The organism is Pseudonocardia sp. ICBG1293 (assembly GCF_020131355.1).
GTDB lineage: Bacteria > Actinomycetota > Actinomycetes > Mycobacteriales > Pseudonocardiaceae > Pseudonocardia.
The window spans coordinates 710,842-731,302 of record NZ_JAHLEL010000038.1 but is presented as its reverse complement, the minus strand read 5'-3'; the positions used below and the strand labels follow the sequence as shown (position 1 = coordinate 731,302).

General features: G+C 75.9%; 10 protein-coding genes. 2 read left to right on the top strand and 8 right to left on the bottom strand.

Annotated elements, in window-relative coordinates:
- Positions 1-6 precede the first annotated feature (6 nt).
- The 5 genes from KPF47_RS17185 to KPF47_RS17165 all read right to left on the bottom strand — a co-directional run bounded on the left by KPF47_RS17185 (position 7) and on the right by KPF47_RS17165 (position 14,505).
- Positions 7-6,150: a type I polyketide synthase gene (locus tag KPF47_RS17185; RefSeq protein WP_224389755.1), complete on the bottom strand. Its 6,144-nt coding sequence runs from the start codon at positions 6,148-6,150 to the stop codon at positions 7-9.
- Positions 6,151-6,160: 10 nt separating this feature from the next.
- Positions 6,161-7,705 carry a PfaD family polyunsaturated fatty acid/polyketide biosynthesis protein gene (locus KPF47_RS17180; RefSeq protein WP_224389754.1) on the bottom strand — a complete coding sequence of 515 codons (1,545 nt, stop codon included), beginning with the start codon at positions 7,703-7,705 and terminating at the stop codon, positions 6,161-6,163.
- A complete protein-coding gene (locus KPF47_RS17175; RefSeq protein ID WP_224389753.1) occupies positions 7,702-11,241 on the bottom strand; it encodes an FAD-dependent oxidoreductase in 3,540 nt (1,179 codons plus the stop codon). The genes KPF47_RS17180 and KPF47_RS17175 overlap by 4 nt, the downstream gene beginning before the upstream one ends.
- Positions 11,238-13,058: an AMP-binding protein gene (locus tag KPF47_RS17170; protein WP_224389752.1), complete on the bottom strand. Its 1,821-nt coding sequence runs from the start codon at positions 13,056-13,058 to the stop codon at positions 11,238-11,240. Before KPF47_RS17170 ends, KPF47_RS17175 begins: the two co-directional genes overlap by 4 nt.
- Positions 13,059-13,416: 358 nt before the next feature.
- Positions 13,417-14,505: an amidohydrolase family protein gene (locus KPF47_RS17165; protein WP_224389751.1), complete on the bottom strand. Its 1,089-nt coding sequence runs from the start codon at positions 14,503-14,505 to the stop codon at positions 13,417-13,419.
- An 89-nt stretch (positions 14,506-14,594) separates the two neighbouring features.
- Between KPF47_RS17165 and KPF47_RS17160 the strand changes: the two genes are divergently transcribed.
- Entirely contained in the window at positions 14,595-15,218 is a 624-nt protein-coding gene (locus tag KPF47_RS17160) for a TetR/AcrR family transcriptional regulator (protein WP_224389750.1), read from the top strand.
- Positions 15,219-15,323: 105 nt separating this feature from the next.
- On the opposite strand, the gene KPF47_RS17155 is transcribed toward KPF47_RS17160, so the two are convergent.
- A complete protein-coding gene (locus tag KPF47_RS17155) occupies positions 15,324-16,268 on the bottom strand; it encodes an AraC family transcriptional regulator (protein ID WP_224389749.1) in 945 nt (314 codons plus the stop codon).
- A gap of 82 nt (positions 16,269-16,350) precedes the next feature.
- Between KPF47_RS17155 and KPF47_RS17150 the strand changes: the two genes are divergently transcribed.
- Positions 16,351-17,187, top strand: coding sequence for an NAD(P)H-binding protein (locus KPF47_RS17150; protein WP_224389748.1), 837 nt, complete (start codon positions 16,351-16,353; stop codon positions 17,185-17,187).
- Between the two features lie 49 nt (positions 17,188-17,236).
- Here the strand turns inward: KPF47_RS17150 and KPF47_RS17145 are convergent, their stop codons facing one another.
- Positions 17,237-17,674 (bottom strand): VOC family protein, encoded by a 438-nt coding sequence (locus KPF47_RS17145; RefSeq protein ID WP_224389747.1) that lies wholly within the window; start codon positions 17,672-17,674, stop codon positions 17,237-17,239.
- Complete coding sequence (gene rph, locus KPF47_RS17140; RefSeq protein ID WP_224389746.1) at positions 17,671-20,325, bottom strand: rifamycin-inactivating phosphotransferase; 2,655 nt, start codon at positions 20,323-20,325, stop codon at positions 17,671-17,673. Before rph ends, KPF47_RS17145 begins: the two co-directional genes overlap by 4 nt.
- Between the last annotated feature and the right edge of the window lie 136 nt (positions 20,326-20,461).

Below are 20,461 nucleotides of genomic sequence, written 5' to 3'. Positions count from 1 at the left end.
GACCTCCTAGTCCGACGGGGCGTCGTCGGGCCGGGCGACCAGCCGGACCCCGCGCAGCTCGAACAGGACCCGACCGTCCGGGTCGGACACCCGCACGTCGCACCGGGCCTCGCTGGCGCCGACCGGCCCGCCGCGGACCCGGGCCGTCGCCGTGTCCGGCACCGCACCGGGCACCGGGCAGTGGAACCCGCTCACCCCCATCGGCAGCACCGCTGTCCCCAGCACGCCCTCGGCCCACAGGGTCGCGAGCTGCAGCGCCCCGTCGACGGCGGCCGGGTCGGTGTGCCGGTCCGCCTCCGGCCAGCCGAACCGGGACGTCCCGGCAAGGGTGCCGCTCGCCCCGGCCCGGTTGCGCCCGTCGAACCCGACGATCGACCGGAACGCCGGACCGTGGAACAGGACGTGCCCGTCGTAGGTGTCGCGGCCCAGCGGACGCAGGCCGTCGAATACCTCCCACGGCGTCTCCGGCCGGGCCGGCGCCTCGTCGACGACCGCACGGGCGTGCGGGCGCCGACCCTCGATGCCGAGCCGTACGGGGCCGCCCGGTTCGCCGCCGACGGTCAGCCGCAGCGTGCCGGGGCCACCGTCCGGACCGTCGAACGCGATCTTGCTGAGTACCTCCAGGTCCGCCAGCCCGACACCGGACGCCCCCGGCACACCGCGGGCGGCACCGATGAGCCACTCGATCATCAGGGCGAGCGGGAGCACCGGGGTCCCCGCGACGGCGTGGTCCGCCAGGACGGGCAGGCCGCGTACGGACGGGGTCAGCTCCCCGCCCACGGCACGGGCCGTCGCCGGACGCCCGTCGGTCCGCACGACGCAGAGCGGTTCGTGCTCGCCGAGGACCTCGTCCACGAAGGCCCGCGCGCCGTCGGCGAGGGTCATCGGGCGGATGCCCGCGGCCCGGAAACGGTCGGCGAGGGCGGCGTCGACCATGCCGCCGTCCCACGGACCCCAGGCGATCGAGCGCACCAGGCATCCCGGCCGCCGGAGCCCCTCCGCCGCGGCCAGCGCGGTGGCGATCTCGTTCGCCACCGCGTAGTCGCTCTGGCCGGCGTTGCCGTCGCACGCCGCGACCGAGGAGAACACGCACAGCAGGTCGAGCGGATCGTCCTCGACCGCGGCCAGCAGCGCCCGCAGCCCGCCGACCTTGGTGTCCAGCACCGTGCCGAACTGCTCGTCGGTCTTGTCCACGATGTACTTGTCGGCCAGCACGCCCGCCCCGTGGACGACGCCGGTGACCGGGCCCCACTCCGCGCGCACCCCGGCCAGCGCGTCCCGGACCGCCGCGGGGTCGGTCACGTCGGCGACCACGTACCGCGCAGGGGACCCGGCTGCCTCCAGTGCACGCAGCGTCGCCCGGATCTCCCGGACGGCGAGCACCCCGTCGGTCCCGGTCCGGATGCTCCGCGGTGACGGCACCGAGCCCGCGCCCCGGAGCTGCTCGACGACGGCCCGGCGGACGGCGTCCTCGTCCTGCGCGTGCCGGAAGGCCGCGGGCTCCTCGGTCAGTGGTGTGCGGCCGAGCAGCACGATCCGGGGCGAGCACCGCTGGGCCAGCGCGACCAGGGCGGCCGCGGTGACCCCGCGGCCGCCGCCGCTGGCGACGATCACCGACGACGGGCCGATCCGGGGGTCGACGGGGAGGGCCGGCGGCGGGAGCTCCACCGTCTCCAGCACCGCGCGGCCCGCCTCGGACAGGCCGACGTCGGTGGCGGCGCCGCCGGTCAGCAGCTCCGTGGCGACGAGCCGGGCGACCTCGTCGGCGCTGCGGCCCGCGGTGTCGACGTCGAGCGCCTTGACGCCGGTACCCGGCCACTCCCGGGCCGCGGTACGGGTCAGCGCGGCGACGCCGCCACCGGGCCGCGGGGCCGTGACGCCGGTGGTGCCGAAGTCGCCGCCGGTGTCCTGCACCGTGACGAACACACCGGCACCGGGTGCCCGGGTGGCCGCGAACTCCCGGGCCCGGGAGAAGGCGGACCAGGCCGTGCCGAGCGCGTCGCCGGTACCGAGGCCTGCGAGGTGGACCACGCCGTGGACGCCGGGTGGCACCGACACCGCGGAGCGGGCGTCGACGCCGTGGGCGGTGAGCTCCTCGGCGAGCCGGCTGACCAGTGCCTCGGGTTCCCCGGTGACCACGACGTCGCCGGCGGTCAGCCCGGGCAGGGCCGTGCCCGCGGCGGGAACCGGAGCGGGGCGGACGGTGAGCCGCCGGGGCCCCGCCGTGGACGCGGGGGCAGGCTGCGGTGCGGGCGCGGGGCCGACCGGCTCGGCGGCCCGCTCGTCGCCCGCGGTCGCGCCGGTGCCGGGGGCGTCGGGGGACGACCCCACACCCAGCAGCGCAGCCACATCACCCAACGTCCGCGCCGCACCCAACTCCGCCGGATCCACCTCCGCGAACGGACCGAACCTCTCCCGCGCCGCCGACAGGATCTCCACACGCTTGATCGAATCGATCCCCAGATCCGACTCCAGCTCCATCCCCACATCCAGGACGTCCACCGGATAACCCGTCTTGTCCGCCACCACCCCCAACAACCCCTCGACACCCACCGACCCCACACCCACCGACACGGCGGATCCCGGACCGGTGACCTCCGGGACCGGCCCGGAGCCGGGCCGGGGTCCTGCCGGGACCGCCGGCTCGGCGTGCTCGGCAGGGGCCGTGCCGGCCGCCGGGTGTGCCGCCGGGGGCTCGGGCATCACCTCAGGTGCGGGCATCGCCTCAGGTGCGGGCACCGGCGGGGACGCGGGCACCGGCCGGGGCGCCGGATCGGATCCGGCGGCCGTCCCGGGTGCGGGCTCGGACCACGCGTACGGCTCCGGCTCGGGGGCCCACGCGGCCTGCGGGAGCGCGGGCGACGACACCGGGGATGGTGCGGGGCTCCCGGCCAACCCGGCCAGCGCGGTCTCGGACAGCCGCAGGAACGCGAGATGGGACTCCGCCATCGCCCGCTGGTAGGCGGCGTGGGCCGCGCCGGCCTGGCGCTGGGTCTCCTGGAGCACGCGCAGCCACTCCACCCCACCGGCGGCCTCGGATGCGCCGCGGTGCGGGCCGGAAGGGTGGTGCGGCTCCACGGCCGCGGCCCGGACCGCGACCGGGAGCGGAGCGGGCGCCGGACCGGTGGAGGGCGCGGGGGCCGGGCCGTCCGGGACACCGGGCACGGGGCGGGTGGGGGTCGCGGCCGCCGGCCGGGTGGGGGCGTCGGCCACCGGGTGGGTGGGGGCCGCGGCCGGCGGGCCGGCGGGCGGAGCCGGTGTGGCCGGACGCGACGGCGGGGCTGCGGCCGGCCGCGCCGGCGGTGCCTCCTCGGTCCTCGGGTACGGCTTGCCGTAGTTGGCTCCGAGCAGCTCGACGCTCATCGCCGGCGTCCGTGCATCCACTCCGTGGTCCTCCTTCAGGGGTTCGTACGACGACCACAGCGCCGCGAGGTCGACGCCGACCCCGCCGACGGCCAGCCGGACCAGTGCCTCGTGCACCGCGTCGACCCCGGTCGCCGACGCCCGGTCCAGGCCGACGGCGCGGTGCTCACGCCCGGCGAGGATCTCCCCGGTGAAACGGGTCAGCGTCGCGTTCGCGCCGATCTCGACGAACGTCCGCACCCCGTCGGCGTACATCGCCTCGATCTGGTCGACGAAGCGGACCGGGACCTCCAGCTGGCGGGCCAATCCGTCGCGGACCGCATCCGGATCGTCCGGGTAGACCGTCGCGTCCGCACACGCGTAGACCGGGAGCAGGGGGGCGGCGACGGTCGCGTCCCGCAGCGCCCGGCGGAACGGCACGGCGGCACCCGCGACCAGTGGGCTGTGGAAGGCACCGGACGCCTCCAGCCGGCGCACGGTGCGCCCGGCCTCGGCGGCCGCGCGCTCGAAGGCCTCCACCGCCGTCGCGGAACCGGACACGACGACCTGGCTGGGTGCGTTGTGGTTGGCCACCCACAGCTCGTCGGAACCGGTGGCCGCGGCCAGCTCGCGTGCCTCGTCGACGCTCCCGACCAGTGCGGCCATCGCGCCCGGCACGTCGGCCGCGTCCCGCATGAGCTCACCCCGCCGCCGGGCGAGCTCGACCAGGGTCTGCGCGTCGACGCACCCGGCGGCGTGCAGGGCCACGAGCTCACCGAAGCTGTGCCCACCCACGACGTCGGGGCGTACCCCGAGGCGCTCGAGCAGCCCCAAGGTGGCGAGGCTCTGCGCGGCGAGCGCCGGCTGCGCCCACTCGGTGCGGGTCAGCCGTGCCCGCTGGGCAGCACGGTCCTCGTCGGAGAACGCCGGTGGCGGGAACACGACCCGGTGCAGCGGCTCGTCCCCGGTCCCGTGCGCCGCGGCGACGGCGTCCCAGCGCTCCAGCGCCTCGGGGAACAGCATCGCCAGCTCGGCGCCCATGCCCACGTACTGGCTGCCCTGGCCGGAGAACAGGAACGCCACCCGGCCCCGGTCGGCGGTCGCCGCGCCGTAGACCGTCCCGCCGGGGCCGTCGAACGACACCTCCGGCGCGGATTCGATCCGGTCCGCGGCCGCGCGGAGCTCCGCCGCCAGGTCGGCCGTCGAGCTCGCGACCAGCCCCAGCCGGCACGGCGCACCGGGATCGAACGCGGTGTGGCTGCGCCGGGCGAGGGCGACCAGGTCGCGGGCCTCCCCGGCACGGGACCGGGCCTCGGCGACCAGTGCGGCCGGCGAGGCCGCGGCGAGGAGCACCGCCTCGCTGGACGACGCGCGCAACCGCGCCGGCCGTACCGCGCCCGGCGCCGCGACGTGCTCCTCCAGGGTGACGTGGAAGTCCGTGCCGCCGAAACCGAAGCTGGAGACGCCGGCCCGGCGGGGATGGCTGCCGTCGCTGACCCAGGGACGGGCCCGGGTGTTCAGGTAGAAGGGACTGTCCTCGATCCCGAGCCGGGGGTTGGGCCGGTCCACCTTGATCGTCGGGGGCAGTACCCGGTGCTGCAGCGCCAGGACGGCCTTGAGCAGACCCGCGGCCCCCGCGGTGTGCTTGGTGTGACCGACCTGCGACTTCACCGACCCCAGCGCGCACCACCCGGTACCGGTCCGGCCGGACTCGGTGAAGACCGTGCGCAGCGCGGCGAACTCCGCCGCGTCCCCGGCCACGGTGCCGGTGCCGTGGGCCTCGACGAGTTCCACCGTCTCCGGGCCGTACCCGGCCGACTCGTAGGCACGCCGCAGGGCACGCGCCTGGCCGCCGGCCCGGGGCGCGTAGATCGCCCCGCCCCGGCCGTCCGATGCCGTCCCGATCCCGCGGATCACCGCCATGATCCGGTCGCCGTCGCGCTCGGCGTCGGCCAGCCTGCGCAGGGCGAACATCACGATGCCCTCGCCGAGGATCATCCCGTCGGCGTCGTCGGCGAACGGCCGGCAGTCCCCGGTCGGGGACAGCGCGGGGGTCTTGCTGAAGCACGTGTACATCACCGGGTCGTTGAGGGTGTCCACCCCGCCGGTGACGACGAGGTCGGCCTGCCCGACGGCGAGCTCGTTGACCGCGCTGGACACCGCGGCGAGCGAGCTCGCACAGGCGGCGTCGGTGGTGTAGTTGCTGCCGTGCAGGTCGAACCGGTGCGCCACCCGGCCCGCGACCACGTTGCTCAGCAGGCCGGGCAGGGTCGCCTCCTGCCACGGCACGTAGCGGGCCGCGATCCGGTCGCACACCGCCTCGGCCTCGGCCTCACCGATGCCGCTCTCCCGCATCGCGTCGAGCCACACCGAACGCTGGATCCGCGCACCCATCGTGGTGAGCAGCTCCAGCGACGAGGTACCGAGGATCACACTCGTGCGCTCACGGTCCACCGAGGACAACCCGTCCGGACCGAGCGAGGAGAGGAGCTGCTCCGCGGCGACCATCGCGAGGAGCTGGCTGGTGTCGGTCGCCTCGATGGCCCGTGGCGGGATGCCGAAGGCGAGCGGGTCGAAGGGCACCGGGGACAGGAACGCGCCGCGGTGGGCGTAGCTCTTGTCCGGCGCGGCCGGGTCGGGGTCGTAGTGGTCGGCCACGAGCCAGTGCGTGGGCGGTACGTCGGTGACGTGGTCGGTGCCGGACACCACCGTCCGCCAGAAGCCCCCGGGACCGGTCTCGCCCGGGAGCAGCGCGCTCACCCCGATCACGGCGATCGGCGGGCCCGTCCGCTGCGCGGTCTCGTTCATCGTCTGCTCCTCACGCGAGTCGGCGGGGGGTGAACCCGAACGCCGAGGGCGGCACCGGGACGCCGTAGGAACGCAGCTGCTGGGCCCGGGTGAGCACGGCGGCGCCTTCCAGCAGGTTGCGGGCCACCTGCACCACCTCGCGGCGGGCCGGGTCGGCCAGGAAGGTGCCGCGCACCCAGTCGTTGAACGCTCCGGTGGCCGGGCCGCACCAGAGCTGGTAGTCGGCACGCCGGTCGGTCTCGCCCTCGATCGCCCACCAGCTCGCCCGGCCGAGGTACCAGCGGAAGACCAGTGCCATGCGGTGCTTCGGATCGGTCTGCGCCCGGGTGACCTCCGCGGGATCACGGCGCATCCAGTACTCCCGGGTCCGGGACCAGACCTCGTCGAGACCGGCCCGGAACACCGAGCGTTCGAGCCGCTCCCGTTCGACCGGGGGGACCGCCTCCAACGACGGGTGGTCCCGGTAGACCTGGTAGAGCAGGTTGGCCCGTGGACCGAACATCGTCCCGCGTCGCAGCACCTGGACCTTGACGCCGAGCTCGAACATGTCCGACGCCGGAGCCATCATCACGTCGGCGACATCGGCCCCGGCGAGCAGCTCCTTGGCGTCGGCCGAGATGCCGGCCTCGAGGCACGTCTGGTTCACCGAGCCGGTGACCACGTAGGCCGCCCCGGCGGCGAAGGCCGCCGCGATCCCGTGCGGCGTGCCGAGCCCTCCGGCGACCCCCACCCGCACCGGCCTTCCGAGGCCCTCGCGCTCGGCGACGCGGGCGGCGAGCGCCAGCATGCGGGGCAGCACCGACACCAGCGGCCGGTTGTCGGTGTGCCCGCCGCTGTCGGCCTCGACGGTCAGGTCGCCTGCCACGGGTACCCGTGCGGCCAGCTCGGCCTCCTCGGCCGTGATCCGTCCGGCGGCGCGCAGCGCCTCCAGGACGGCGCGGGGCGGCGGGGACAGGAACTTCTCGGCGACCTCGGGGCGGGAGACCTTGGCGAGGACGTGGGTACGACGGACGACCCGCCCGTCACCGTCGCGGCGCAGGCCGCTCGCGGCGAGCTGGACGACCGTCGGGGTCAGGTCCATGAAGGCCGAGGTCGAGACGGCGGGCACGGCGGCGCGGACCAGGAGGTCCACCATGGCCTGCTCCCACTCCGGGTGCTGCGGGGCGTGGATGAGGTTGACGCCCCAGTTCCGGCCGGTGGGCAGCGCCTCCTGGATCCGGTGCACGGCCGCCTCGACGGCCGTCGGTGCCAGCCCGGCCGCACCGAAGAAGCCGAGCATGCCGGCCCGGCCCATCGCCACCACCATGTCCGTGGTGGCGATCCCGTTCGCCATCTCACCCGCCACGTAGGGGAACCGGGCACCGTGCTGCTCACCGAACGACCGGTCGCCGAGCCACTCCGGGTACAGCGGAGGCAGCGTCCCCAGCACCCGGAGTCCCTCCGGGTCCCCGACCATCGCGTCGACCCCGCCGCCGTCCCGTACGACGACGTGCACCGGCTCGCGGACGCGCCGGACGACCTCGGCGAGATCCGCACCGGCGGCCGTGGAGGTCACGACGGCTGCCCGGCGGGCACGGGAACCTCGTGCAGCACTCGCGCGAGGGCGTCGGCCAGCCCGCGCACCCGGTCGGCCGCAAACACCGTGAAGTGGTTGCCGGGCACCTCCACCACCTGCAGCCCCCCGGCCTGCACCCGGCCCCACCCGTGGGCCGGGTCGCCGGGCGGTGTGTGCGGGCGACGGTCGGCGCGCATCACCGGGGGGAACGGGTCGGCGGCCCGCAGGAGCGTGACCGGCAGGTCCGACGCCGGTGGCCGGTAGCGCACGTTCGCCTCCAGGTTCGACTGGTAGACCGGCAGGATCCGGTCGAGCTGGGCACCGGCACCCACCACTCCGCTGACGGTGAGCTCCGCGCACGCGGCCTCGCGCCGCTGAGCGGTGGTCGGCCCGGGGCCGAGGAGGAGGTCGTCGCCGCTGCGCCCGGCCATCGCCCGGTGCACGGCGACCAGCTCGTCGAGGGCGGCACCCTCGTCGTGCGCCGGCGGCGTCTGACCGGGAGCCGGTAGGAGGCTGTCGATCAGGACGACCGCGCCCACCTCGTCCCCGGCGTCCCGCAGCCGGCGGCCGATCTCGTAGGCCACCAGTCCGCCGAAGGAGTAGCCGCCGACCAGGTACGGTCCGCGCGGCTGCACCGAGCGGATGTCGGCGAGGTAGCGCTCGGCGATCGCCTCGACGGTGTCCAGCACCGCCTCCGCTCCGTCGTACCCGGGTGCCTGCAGCGCCACGAACGGCTGCCACGGGCCGAGCGCCCTGGCCAGCGGCAGCAGCTGATGGGCGGAACCGGCGCTACCTCCCACACAGAAGAACGGCCGCGCGGAGGTCAGTGGCACCGCGAGATAGGGCGGTGCGGCGCCGGCCGGCGGTGCGGACGTGCCCGCCCCCGGCAGCGACCCGGCCAGCCGCGCGGCGGTGGCCGCGAGCGTCGGCTGGTCCAGCAGCATCGTCGCCGGGACGCGGAGACCGAGCCAGTCCGACAGCTCGGCCTGCAGCCCGGCCACCGCCAGCGAGTCGAGCGGATGGTGGTCGAGGGGGGCGTCGACGTCGATCTCGTCGGGCTCCACACCGAGCTCCGCCGCGAGACGGCCCACCAGCCAGGACCGGATCCCGGCGGCGTCGGGGGCCCGGCCGGGTCGCTCACCACCGGCGACGGTGCCGTCGCTGCTCGGCACGGGCGTGTGGGCCCCGGTGGCGAAGCGGTTCCGCACCAGGCTGCGGGCGTGCGCGACCGTGGTCTCGATCAGGTCGAACGCGGGCAGCGCACCGACGTGGTAGGTCCGGCGGCGGCCCTGCAGCGCGTCCAGACGGTCGTAGATCCCGTCGGCCAGGTCGTCGCCGCCGAAGTGCGGCAGGAACGACCAGCGGCGCGCCAGCAGCACCTCGGTGACCTCACCCCCGAGGCGGGCCACGTCCTCGCGCAGCGTCGCCGTGACGTCCGGAGCCTCCTCGCCCTCCGGTGCGCCGTAGGAGTAGCAGGTGTAGACGTCCGTGCCGGGGTGGCGGTGGTGGTAGGCGACGCAGTGCCCGCGGGGCGGGGCCCCGTCCCCGTCGTCGACGAGGTACAGGCCGTCGCGCGGCAGACCGGAGATCCGGCACAGCACGGTGTGGTAGTCGACGTAGCGGACCCGCCCGGCCACCGCCTCCTCGGCCGGGGTCGTGTCGAGCACCCCGCTCAGCCGGTCGATCGGCACGGCCAGCACCAGGTCGTCGGCCCGCACGGTGCCGGACGTGGTCCGGACCTCGACCCGGTCGCCGCTGCGGTCCACGGCGGTGACCTCCACGCCGGTCCGCACGTCGGCGAGGCGCTCGGCCAGCCGGCGCCAGAGGGCGCCGAAGCCGCCGGCCACGGTGAACGGGCCGTCGTGCCGGGTACCTGCGGTGTCCGGGGACAGCAGCCCGGTCATCTCGGCGTGCTTGACGAAGTAGAGGGCAGGCAGGTCGTCGGCGAGGTACCCGTAGCCGGACGCGGTGTACCCGGCCCCGAAGGAGTCGGCCATGCTCCCGATGCCGTGCTCGGACAACCAGGGCCGTGTGGGTCCGGCCAGCGCGCGGGCCGAGTGGGCCAGCCCCGGCCCGGCGATGTCCGGGAAGGCACCGTCCCGGAGCCGGGCGTACCGACCGGCACCGTCGCGGGAGAAGAACGCGGCGCCCGGCAGGCGCGTGGTGTGGGTCGTCGTCTCGTGGATCTGGGTGAGGGTCATGTCCTCGGTGTCCAGCCCGAGCTCCCGGGTCAGCGCCACCAGCTCGCTGTAGCGGGCCGTGCACAGGTGCGCGCCGAGGTCGTAGGGGCGGCCGTCGACCGAGACCGACACCGACCTGCCGCCCACCTCGCGGGCCCGCTCCAGGACGACGACGCGGTGCCCCAGCCGCTCCAGCTCGTGGGCCGCGGTGAGCCCTGCGGGTCCGGCGCCGATCACGCACACCGTCCGGCCGGACGCCCCCGCGAGGTCGGCGCGCGGGTCCCGGGCCGCCTGCGGTGCACCCCGGCGCGTGCGGGCGGCGTGCGCGGCGCGGTAGATCAGGGCGCGACCGTGTTCGACCGAGGCCGCCTCGTACGGGGAGCGGGCCAGCGCGAGGCCCAGTCCCTCCGGTGCCACCGCCGGGTCCGCCGACACGTCCTCGGCCACCGGTTCGTCCACCGCGGCGTCGAGGCGGAGCTCACCGATCGTCCGGAAGGGATGCACCGTCTCCGGCCAGTACGCCGCCGGGCTGAGCGCGCCCCGGTTGGCATCGGCGTCGGTACCGAGCGGGTGCAGCTGTAGCTGCAGGAGCGCCCGGACGGACCCGGTGCCGGCGTGGCGGCACAGGTCGTCGCGCAGCGCCGTCGGCGACCGCCGCTCGGCGGGGTCGCGGAGGAGGACCAGCGGTGGGACCGGCCGCCCGGCCGGATCGTGGTGCCCGAGGTCGGGGCCGCCGTCATCGGGCACGAGCCGGTAGCGCGCGAGCCACGGCCGGCCGGTCGCGTCGACGTGGATGCGGGGAACCTGCGAGTGGTAGTGGTAGCGCTGCAGCGGGAGCGGATCGCGGACCTGGTCCCACAGCACCGCGGAGGTGTCGGGCGGCAGGGCCCCGACGAGCGCGGCACGCTCGTCGTCACCCCGGGCCAGCATGAACCGCACGAACGTCGCGAGGTCCGGCGCGAACAGGCGGTCGCCCGTGTTGAACGTCAGCGTGAGCGGCGAGGGGCCGCCGTCGGTCCGGTCGTCGGGATCCAGCCAGCGCAGCGTGACCCCGCGGGTGCCCGGGGCGAGATCGTCGGCGGAGCCGCCACTGCTGTACCGGGCGAGCACCGGCCGGGTCCGGCCCGCGCCGAAGAACGGATGCACCCCGACGCCCGGGGCCTCGACGAACCGGATGCTCCCCCGCAGCACGGCCGCCCGGGGGTGGAAGATCCGCCTGCGGGTCAGCCGGCCGGTCCGGGTGAGCGCACCGAACTCGTCGAGCAGGGCCCGGAAGTCGGTGTCGACCTCCTCCAGGCGCGGGTCCTGCGGGCCCCGGGAGATCCGCAGTCCCGGGACACCGGACGCCTCGCTCATCCGGCGGCTCCCGCGCGGGACCCGATCTCGCCGGCCAGGAACGCCGCGCGGCAGGCGGACCGCCGGACCTTGCCGCTGGTCGTCTTCAGGACCAGTCCGGTGCCGACGAGCACGTCGTGACAGGCGATCCCGTGGTCGTCGCGCACCCGGCGGCGGGCGGCGTGCCGGATCTCGGCAACCGTGGCCTCGTCGGGCTCCGGACCGGTGGTCTCGACCAGCAGGATCAGGCGCTCCCCCGACGCCGCGTCGCCGGTCGGCGGCACGGAGAAGGCAGCCACCCCGCCCCCGCGGATCCGTGGATGCGCCCCCCGGACGCTGTCCTCGATGTCCTGCGGGGAGTAGTTGTGGCCGCGGACGATGACCAGGTCCTTGAGCCGCCCGGTCACGAACAGCTCGCCGTCGTGCAGGAACCCGAGGTCACCGGTACGCAGGTAGGGCCGGGGGTCGCCGTCCGCCGTCACCGCACCGAACGTCGCCGCGCTCTGTTCGTCGAGTCCCCAGTAGCCACGGGCCTTGGTGGCGGAGTCGACCCAGATCTCCCCGATCCCGTCGGCCGCGCACGGCACCCGGGTCGCCGGATCGACGATCCGGACGACGGCGCCGGGCTTGGTCACCCACCCGCTGCCGTAGAACACGGCAGGCGGTCGGGCGGCCCCGTCCGCCGCGGGCTCGACCCGGTGCCGCTCGAGCTGGTCCCGGTCCAGGGCGATCGGCCCGCCGGTACCCATGCTCACGCTCAGCGTGTGCTCGGCCAGCCCGTAGCCGGGCCGGAACGCCTCCGGCGCGACGCCGGTCCCGGCGAACGCGGTGAAGAACCGCTCGACGGTCCCGGCCTGCACCATCTCCCCCGAGGAACCGAGCACGCGCACCGCGCTGAGGTCCCAGGCCGCGCGCTGTTCCTCGGTCGTCCGGCGCACCATCAGGTCGTAGGCGAAGTTCGGGGCCGAGGTGTGGGTGCCGCGCACCCGGGAGAGCACGTCGAACCAGACGGCGGGTCGTGCCAGGAAACTCAACGGCGAGATGACGTAGGTCCGCCCCGCGTTCCCGACCAGGGTGTTGAGCAGGAAGCTGACCAGGCCGAGGTCGTGGAAGTGCGGGACCCAGGACACCGCGACGGTGTCGTCGCCCAGGCCGAGGTCGGCGGCGAGTGCGTCCAGCTCGTGGTGGATGTTGCGGTGGCTGACCACCACGCCCTTCGGCGACCCGGTCGAGCCCGACGTGAACTGCAGGAAGGCGGGCTCGTCGAGGTCGTCGGGGGTGTGCCAGCGCAACGGCTGCGGCTGCGGCGCCACCGGTGCCGCCGGGCCGTCCTGGCGCAGCCACGGGAGGTCCGGCCACGCGCCCGGGTCCGCGCCGTCCCACAGGGCCGCGTAGGGGGCGTGGGTGAGCACCGCCCTGGCGTCGCAGGCGGCGGCGATCGCGGCGACCGCACGCACACCGGCTGCCGGCCCGGACGGGGCGGGCGGCGCCACGGGGACCGGGACCGCACCCGCGGCCAGCGCACCGAGGAAGGCCACGACGAAGTCGAGCGAGGGGAGGTGCAGCAGCAGCACCCGGTCACCGGCCCGCGTCCCGGCGGCGGCGAGCAGGGCACGGACCTGCTCCGCCCGTCCGGCGAGCGCGTCGACCGTGAGCCGCTCCGTGTCGTGCCCGCGCTCGTCCACCAGGACGAACAGCTCGCGGTGCGGGTCACGGGAGTGCAGCTCGGTGAAGGCGGCGAGGACGCTGCGTTCCCGGGACGGAGTCGGTGTGCCCCGCTCCTCGGCGACGGCGGGCACCGGCGCGGTACCCGTCCCCCCTGCGTGCGCTGACCCCATCGATCGGTCCTCTCTCTCGAAACCCCGGTCACCCCGGTGTGGTGCGGGGAACGGTCGGTGCCGGAGCCGGGACGCCACCGGTCGCCGACGGCGGCACGCGCCGGACGCGTCGTGACGGAGGTCCGGCACGACGCCGCCGGACGGCTCCGCGGTGACCGCGATCCGGGCGGGCCGCCCGATCCCCTGGAGAGCACCCTCGCCGAGACCGGCAGCGGGCGGTGCGGATGCCGGGCCGGACCGACATCAACGAGGGAGATCCTTCACGGGTGCCGACGATCCCGACGCCGCCGTCCCCGAACAGGGTCCGTGGTGGTCCCCGGTGGCGTCCGCGGGATCGGACCGCGCGACGTCGTCGGGGTCAGCGGACCTCCTGCCCGGCGATCCACACGCCACGGATGTTCCGGGTGGCCGCGATGTCGACCGTGGGGTCGCCGTCGACGAGGAGCAGGTCGGCCCGGTACCCCTGCCGGATCCGTCCGCGGTCGGAGAGACCGAACACCCGGGCCGGTGCCGAGGTGGCGGCGGTGAGCGCCTCGGCAGGGGTGAGCCCCGCCTCGACGAGCAGCTGGAGCTCGTCGTGCAGGGCCGCACCGTGTTCGACGGTGTTCGGCGCGGCCGGGTCGCTGTTGGCATCGGTGCCGGCGAGAACGGTCACCCCCGCGCGGCGCAGGGTGCGCACCGTGTCCGCGGGATGTGCGTAGGAGATCCTCCTCGGCGTGACGGGTGCCGGGAACCGTTCGACCAGCTTCTTCATCATCACCAGCGTGGGCGCCACGGCGAGGCCCCGGTCGGCGATCCGCCCCGCGTCGGCCTCCTCCAGCGGTGCGGCGAGCGGGGCGTGGGTGAGGACGTCGGCTCCGGCCCGGGTCGCGATCCGGAAGCTCCTCGTGGAGGTCGCGTGCACGCACACGAGGACGCCGGCCTCGTGGGCGGCCGTCACGACCGCCGAGGTGGTCGCCTCGTCCAGGGGCCTCGGCCGGAACGGCAGCCGCTCCTCGAGGACGATCTTGATGTGGTCCACCCCGTCGGCGATGCGGTCCGCGACGAACCGCCGCGCGTCCGACGGCCCGCGGACGACACCGGAGGCCGGGTAGCCCATCCTCGCCACGGCCGCGCCCCGCGGCGCGCAGGCCACCGTGCCGGCGCTGCGCAGGTCGGCGAGCCCGTCCCTGCCCCGCAGCCGGGAGGTCGCCGCCCAGTCCGGGGCGCCCATGTCCAGCACGGAGGTGACGCCCCATCGTCCGTAGGCCTGCAGCTCCCGGACCGTCCCCACGTGGACGTGGGCGTCGATCAGCCCGGGGAGCAGCACGGCGCCGCGGCCGTCGACGGTCCGTGCGCCGTCCGCGGAGGCCGCGATGCGCCCGTCGGCGACGGCCACGTCGACGGGCTCGCCGAGCGTCCCGCCGTCGAAGACCCGGACGTCGGTCAGGACGACGCCGCCGTCCATACGCACCCTCCGTTCACACCGTCCCTAAACAGTGTTTAGATCATGGCACGGTGTCCGGCCGTCGACGCGTTCAGGGAGGTCGTTGCGCGGTGGTGCGACAGGAGGTCATGCGCGAACGACTGGTCGATGCGGCGTTGCGCCTTCTCGCCCGCGGCGGGCACGCGCGGCTCTCCGTCCGGGACGTCACCGCCGAGGCAGGGGTCAACGTCGCGGCGGTCACCACCGCCTTCGGCGGTCGCAGCGCGCTGCTGGACGCGCTGCTGGCGCGCGTGCTGGAGCCGGTGAACCGGGAGCGGGCACGCCGGTTCGGCCGGCTCGCCGCGACGGCCGACGTCGAGGAGGTCGTGCGGGCGTTCGTCGAACCGCTCGTGGTGCTCCACCACGAGCCGGCCGTCGCCGTCCGGGCGGTGCTGGCCGTGGTGGCCCTGGACGCCACGGCCGACCGGCGACTGCTCGACCGGGTGCTGGACGACCCGGGGGTCGGCGCGCTGACCGAGGAGCTCGCACTCCGGCGGCTCGTCCCGGCCGAGGAGATGACGGAGCGGGTCCGCCTCGCGGTCGGGACCGTACTGGCCTTCTCCGCGCTGTCCGCGGGTGCGGACCCGTCGCGGGACGGCGGGCGCGAGCGGCTGATCGCGTTCGTCGCGGCAGGCCTGCGCGGTGCGCGCCCTGCTCCGGACGACCGCGGACCGGACGCTCCGGGGGCCCGGTGACCCCGGCACCGGCGGGGCCGGCCGGCGTCGTCGCGGCCCGCCCCACCGCCGGGGGACGACCACGACCGCCGCCACCCCCGTGCCCCGTCACGGGGCCGCCGACCCCTACGCGGACACCGCAGCCCGCCGGAACCGGCTCGGGTTCACGCCGCGGATCCGCTTGAACGCGGCGCTGAACCCGAAGGGGTCGGCGTAGCCGACCGCGCGCGCGACCTCGGCGATCGTGGCCTCCTCCCGCTCGACCAGCAGGTCCGCCGCCAGGGTCATGCGCCACCGGGTGAGGTAGGTCAGCGGCGGCTCGCCGACGAGGTCGCCGAAGCGCTTGGCCATCGTCGAGCGCGACACACCCACCCGGGCGGCCAGCGAGGCGACGGTCCACTCCGCCGCGGGCTCGGTGTGCAGCAGGCGCAGGGCGGAGCCGACCACCGGGTCGCGCTGGGCCGCCCACCACGGTGGGGCCTCGCTCCCGGGCCGGTCGAACCACTCCCGCAGCGAGCAGACCAGCGCCCAGTCCAGCAGCCGGTCGAGCACCACCTGCTGCCCCGGCGCGTCGACGGCGACCTCGACCGCCAGCAGCTCGCGCACGGCGTCGGTCGCGCCGCCGGGGTCGACCCGCACCACCTCGGGGAGCACGTCCAGCAGCCGCCTGCCGACCTCGCCCCGGACCGGGTAGGCCCCCACGACCAGCGTGGTCGTCCCGTCCCCGGCCGGCTCGTCCGGGCCGCGGTCGCTCCACCCGATCCGATGCCGCGTGCCCCCCAGCTCCGGCACGGCACAGTCCACCCCGCACTCGACCGGTTCCGCCGCCGTCCCGAGCGCGTCGACGAACGAGAACGGGCCGGGCCCCCGGACGATCAGGATGTCGCCCGTCTCGACGTACTCCGGTGCGCGGCCGTCCACCACGACCCACCCCGCACCCTCGATCATCGCGCACAGCGTGAGGGGTGCGCCGTCGACGAACAGCAACGACCACGGCGCCGTGAGGGTCGAGCTGCCGAACAACGACCCCTGGGCACGGAGCCCCCGGAACAGGTCAGCGAACGGATCCACCCGGGCGACAATAGACGATCGGACAGGCTATCCGGTGTCCGAACCATGGATCCGTCCGAACCGCCCGGGTTGACTCGACCCCATGACCACCCGACCCACACTCGTCCTGGGCGCCACCGGCAAGACCGGCCGGCGGATCGTCCCCCGTCTGCGGCTGCGGGGCGTGCCGGTGCGCGCCGCCTCGCGCACCGGCGGCGTCCCGTTCGACTGGTACGACCCCACCGGCTGGGACGCGGCGCTCGCGGACGTGGAGGCCGCCTACGTCGTGGCCCCGACGACCCCGGGGCCCGTCGGCACCTTCGTCGACCGCGCCGGGGCGGCAGGCGTACGGCGACTGGTCCTGCTGTCCGGACGCGGCGCCGACGACTGGGCCGGTTCCGGTTTCGGCGACGACATGCGCGACGCCGAGGACGCCGTGCGGGCCTCGTCGTCGGAGTGGACCGTCCTGCGCCCGACCAACTTCTTCCAGAACTTCTCCGAGGAGGCCCACCTCGCCCCCCTCCTGGCCGGCGACCTGGCGCTGCCCGCGGGCACCCTCACCGACCCGATGGTCGACATCGACGACGTCGCCGACGTGGCGACCCGGGTGCTGACCGAGCCCGGAGCGCACGGCGGCCGGACCTACGAGCTCACCGGGCCACGGCTGCAGACCTTCCGCGAGGCCGTCGCCGTCATCGCCCGCGCCACGGACCGGGCCATCACCTACAGCGAGGTCTCCGCCGAGGACTACGCGGCGAGCCTGGCCGCCCAGGGGTTCGACGACGACGTCGCCCGTGCCGTCACCGCCATGTACGCGCTCATCGAGCGCGGCGTCCTCGCCGCCACCACCGACGGGGTGCGGGAGGTACTCGGTCGCGCGCCCCGCACCTTCGAGGACTACGTCGTGCGGGAGGCGGCGGCCGGGACCTGGCGGCGGTGACCGGGGCCGGGGCGACCGGCCGGCCCGGACCGGCCGGTCGCGTCCCGGGTCAGCCGGTCTCCTCGGCCAGCGCGACGAGGATCCCGCCGGGCCCGCGCACGTAGGCGAGCACGTGCTCCCCGCCGAACGGCACCACGTCGCCGACCGGCTCGGCGCCGTGTCCGTGCAGCCGGCGCAGGGTCTCCGCCACGTCGGTGACCGCGAACATGATCCGCCGGATGCCGGGCGCGTTCACCGCGGCGCCCGGGTCCCCGGCCGGCGACGGCGGCGACGCGAACCGCATCAGCTCGAGCCGCCCGTGCCCGTCGGGGGTGCGCACGACGGCCATGTCGCAGTGCACGCCGTCGAGCCCGACGAGCCGGTCCACGTCCGGCCCGGACACCGTCGCCCGGCCCTCCACCTCCAGCCCCAGGGCCGCGAAGAACGCGACCGCCTCCTCGATGTCGTCGACGACGACGCCGACGTTGTCCATCCGCAGGACCGTCATGACTGCCTCCGTCCTCGCGGCCCGGGTGCGGCCGCTCCGCCCCGGGGACGGTTCCGTCCGCCGGTTCTCGACACGTCTCGGCCGAGGATCTCGACCAGGCCGCTGCCACCGTCCACCCGGACACGGCTGCCGTCGGGGATGAGCCGGGTCGCGTCCTCCACCCCGACCACCGCCGGGAGGCCGTACTCGCGGGCGACGACGGCGCCGTGGGTCATCCGCCCGCCCACCTCGGTGACCAGCCCGGCGATCGTGACGAAGGCCGGTGACCAGCTGGGGTCGGTGTAGGCGGTGACCAGCACGTCCCCCGGTTCGAGCGCGGCGCCGGACAGGTCGGTGACGACACGGGCGCGACCCTCGACCGTGCCGGCCGACACCGCGAGCCCCGCCAGCGCACCGGGCGGCACGTCGTCGCGGTGGTAGGACCCCTGCAGGCACTCGCCGTCCGAGGTCAGTACCCGCGGCGGGACCAGCGGCCCGTACGCGGCGAACTCCGCCCGCCGGGTGCGCACCAGGGCGAGATCGGCGTGACCGGTGCGGGAGGCCTGCTCCAGCTCGTCGAACCGCAGGAAGTAGGCGTCCTCGCGGTCCTCGAGCACCCCGGCGGCGACGAGCCGGTCCGCCTCGGCGAGCAGCGCGGCCCGGTAGACGGCGTACCGGGAGACCATGGCGAACTTCGGGAACTCCCGGTAGCCGATGAAGGTCCGGAGGCGGTCGATCATCAGCGCCGTCCGGGCGGCACGGGCCTCGCCGTCGGCCCCGGCGCGCAGCCGGGCCAGCAGGTCCTCGCGGGTCGCCTCGGCCTCGCGCCGGCCGCGGTCGAACCGGCGGCGGCCGGCGCCGGGCTCCTCGGTGTCGATGTGACCGAGGATCAGCGGCACGAGCGCGGCGGGCCGCTCGTGCCACCGCGGCCGGCTGATGTCGATCTCACCGACGCAGCGGGCCCCGTAGTCGTCGAGCCATCCGAGGATCGCGTCCCGGGCCACCGTGCCGCCCTCGACCGACGGCAGCATCTCCAGGACGTCGTCCCCGGCCCCGCGCAGCAGCGCCACCGCCGCCGGGAACGGGCGGATCGCGTCGGCGACGTCGAGCAGCGCCAGCCCCATCTGCGAGGTCACGTTGTCGGGCGCCGACCGGGTCAACGCGTCGGACGGGCGCTCCCCCAGCCACTCGCCGACGTGCTCGTCGATCCAGTACGCCGCGTCCATCGCCGTCATGAACACCCGGGTGCTGCGCGGGTTGTTCAGCCGCGCCCGCAGCTCGGGGATGTCCTCGCGGACGGCGGTGAACAGCTCCGGCCCGACGCGGCCGCAGATCCTGCGGGCCGCGGCCGCCACCGAGGCCCGGGCCTCGGCGATCAGCTCGGCGACGAGCGCGGGGTCCGGGTCCAGCGGCTCGGTGGTCGGCGCGCCGTGCACCGGGGCGGGCGTCGCCGGGTCCTCCCCGAGGGGGACCACGCCTCGGTCGAGCACGGTGCGGACCGCGTCGGTCATCAGCGGGTCCGACCGCCCCATCACGGCGAGCAGGCCGTCGCGTCCGGAGGGGGTGGCGAGGGCGTCGGTGACGTCGACGAACAGCCGCCCGCCGGCCTCGGCCATCGGGCGCGGCGTCGTCATCTGCCACACCGACAGCCCGAGCGGGCGCATCGCGTCGGTCATCATCTGCTGGTAGCCGACCGACAGGTAGACGTGCAGGCGATCGTCGTCGGTGCCGGGGACGGGGAACAGGCTGGTGATCGGGCGGCTCTGGACGACCTGGAACCGGCCACCGGACAGGCACCACTCGATGTCCTGCGGGCTGCCCAGGCCCGGCTCGACGGTGCGGCCGAGCCGCGCCAGTGCCCGCACCTGGTCGTCGGTGAGCAGGGGCGGGCCGTCCGGGGCGACCGGCTCGGTGCGGGTGCCGCCCCCCGGCGCGGGCCGCACGGCGACCGTGCGCGGCGCCCTCCGCGCGTCCACCACCGAGGCGACGCCACCGGTGTGGCGGACGGTCCACCCGTCCGCCGCCACCAGCCCGGACACCAGCGCCTCGCCCAGCCCGGGCACCGCCTCGACGACGGTCACGGTCCGGTCGGAGGTCACCGGGTCGGCGGTGAACAGCACCCCGGAGACGTCCGCGGCGACCATCTCCTGCACCACCACCGCCATCGCGACACCACGGTCGTCCAGGCCGAGGCGCCGGCGGTAGGTGACGGCGCGGTCGGTGAACAGCGACGCCCAGCACGCACGGACCCGGTCGAGCACCGCCTCGGCACCCACCACGTTCAGGTAGGAGTCCTGCTGCCCGGCGAACGACGCCGTCGGCAGGTCTTCGGCGGTCGCGCTGGACCGCACCGCCCACGCCGTGCCGGCCGGGGCCCGGCCGACCGCCGCGGAGATCTCCGCCGCGACGCCCTCGGGGACCGGTCGTGCCGCCACCAGCGCGCGGATCCCGGCGGCGACCGCGGCGGTCCCGTCGGTGTCGTCGGCGGACAGCCCGGCCAGGCGGTCCAGCAGCGCGTCGAACCCGGGCGCACCCGCGACGGCCGCGCGATAGGCGTCGGTCGTCACGCACCAGGCGCGCGGGACCGCGACCCCCGCCGTCCGGGTCAGCTCCCCCAGGTGTGCGGCCTTCCCCCCGACGACGGCCGACCGGTCGCGACCGACCTCGTCCACTCGTAGCACCGCGTGCACTGCCCACCCCCGCTGATACGACGCCGCAGGTCACGGCGTCGGGCGCAGAGTCTGGACCGGTCCGGGGGTCTTGCCGCAAGTCCCCCGGTGCGTTATACGTTGACCATGGCGGGAGGGC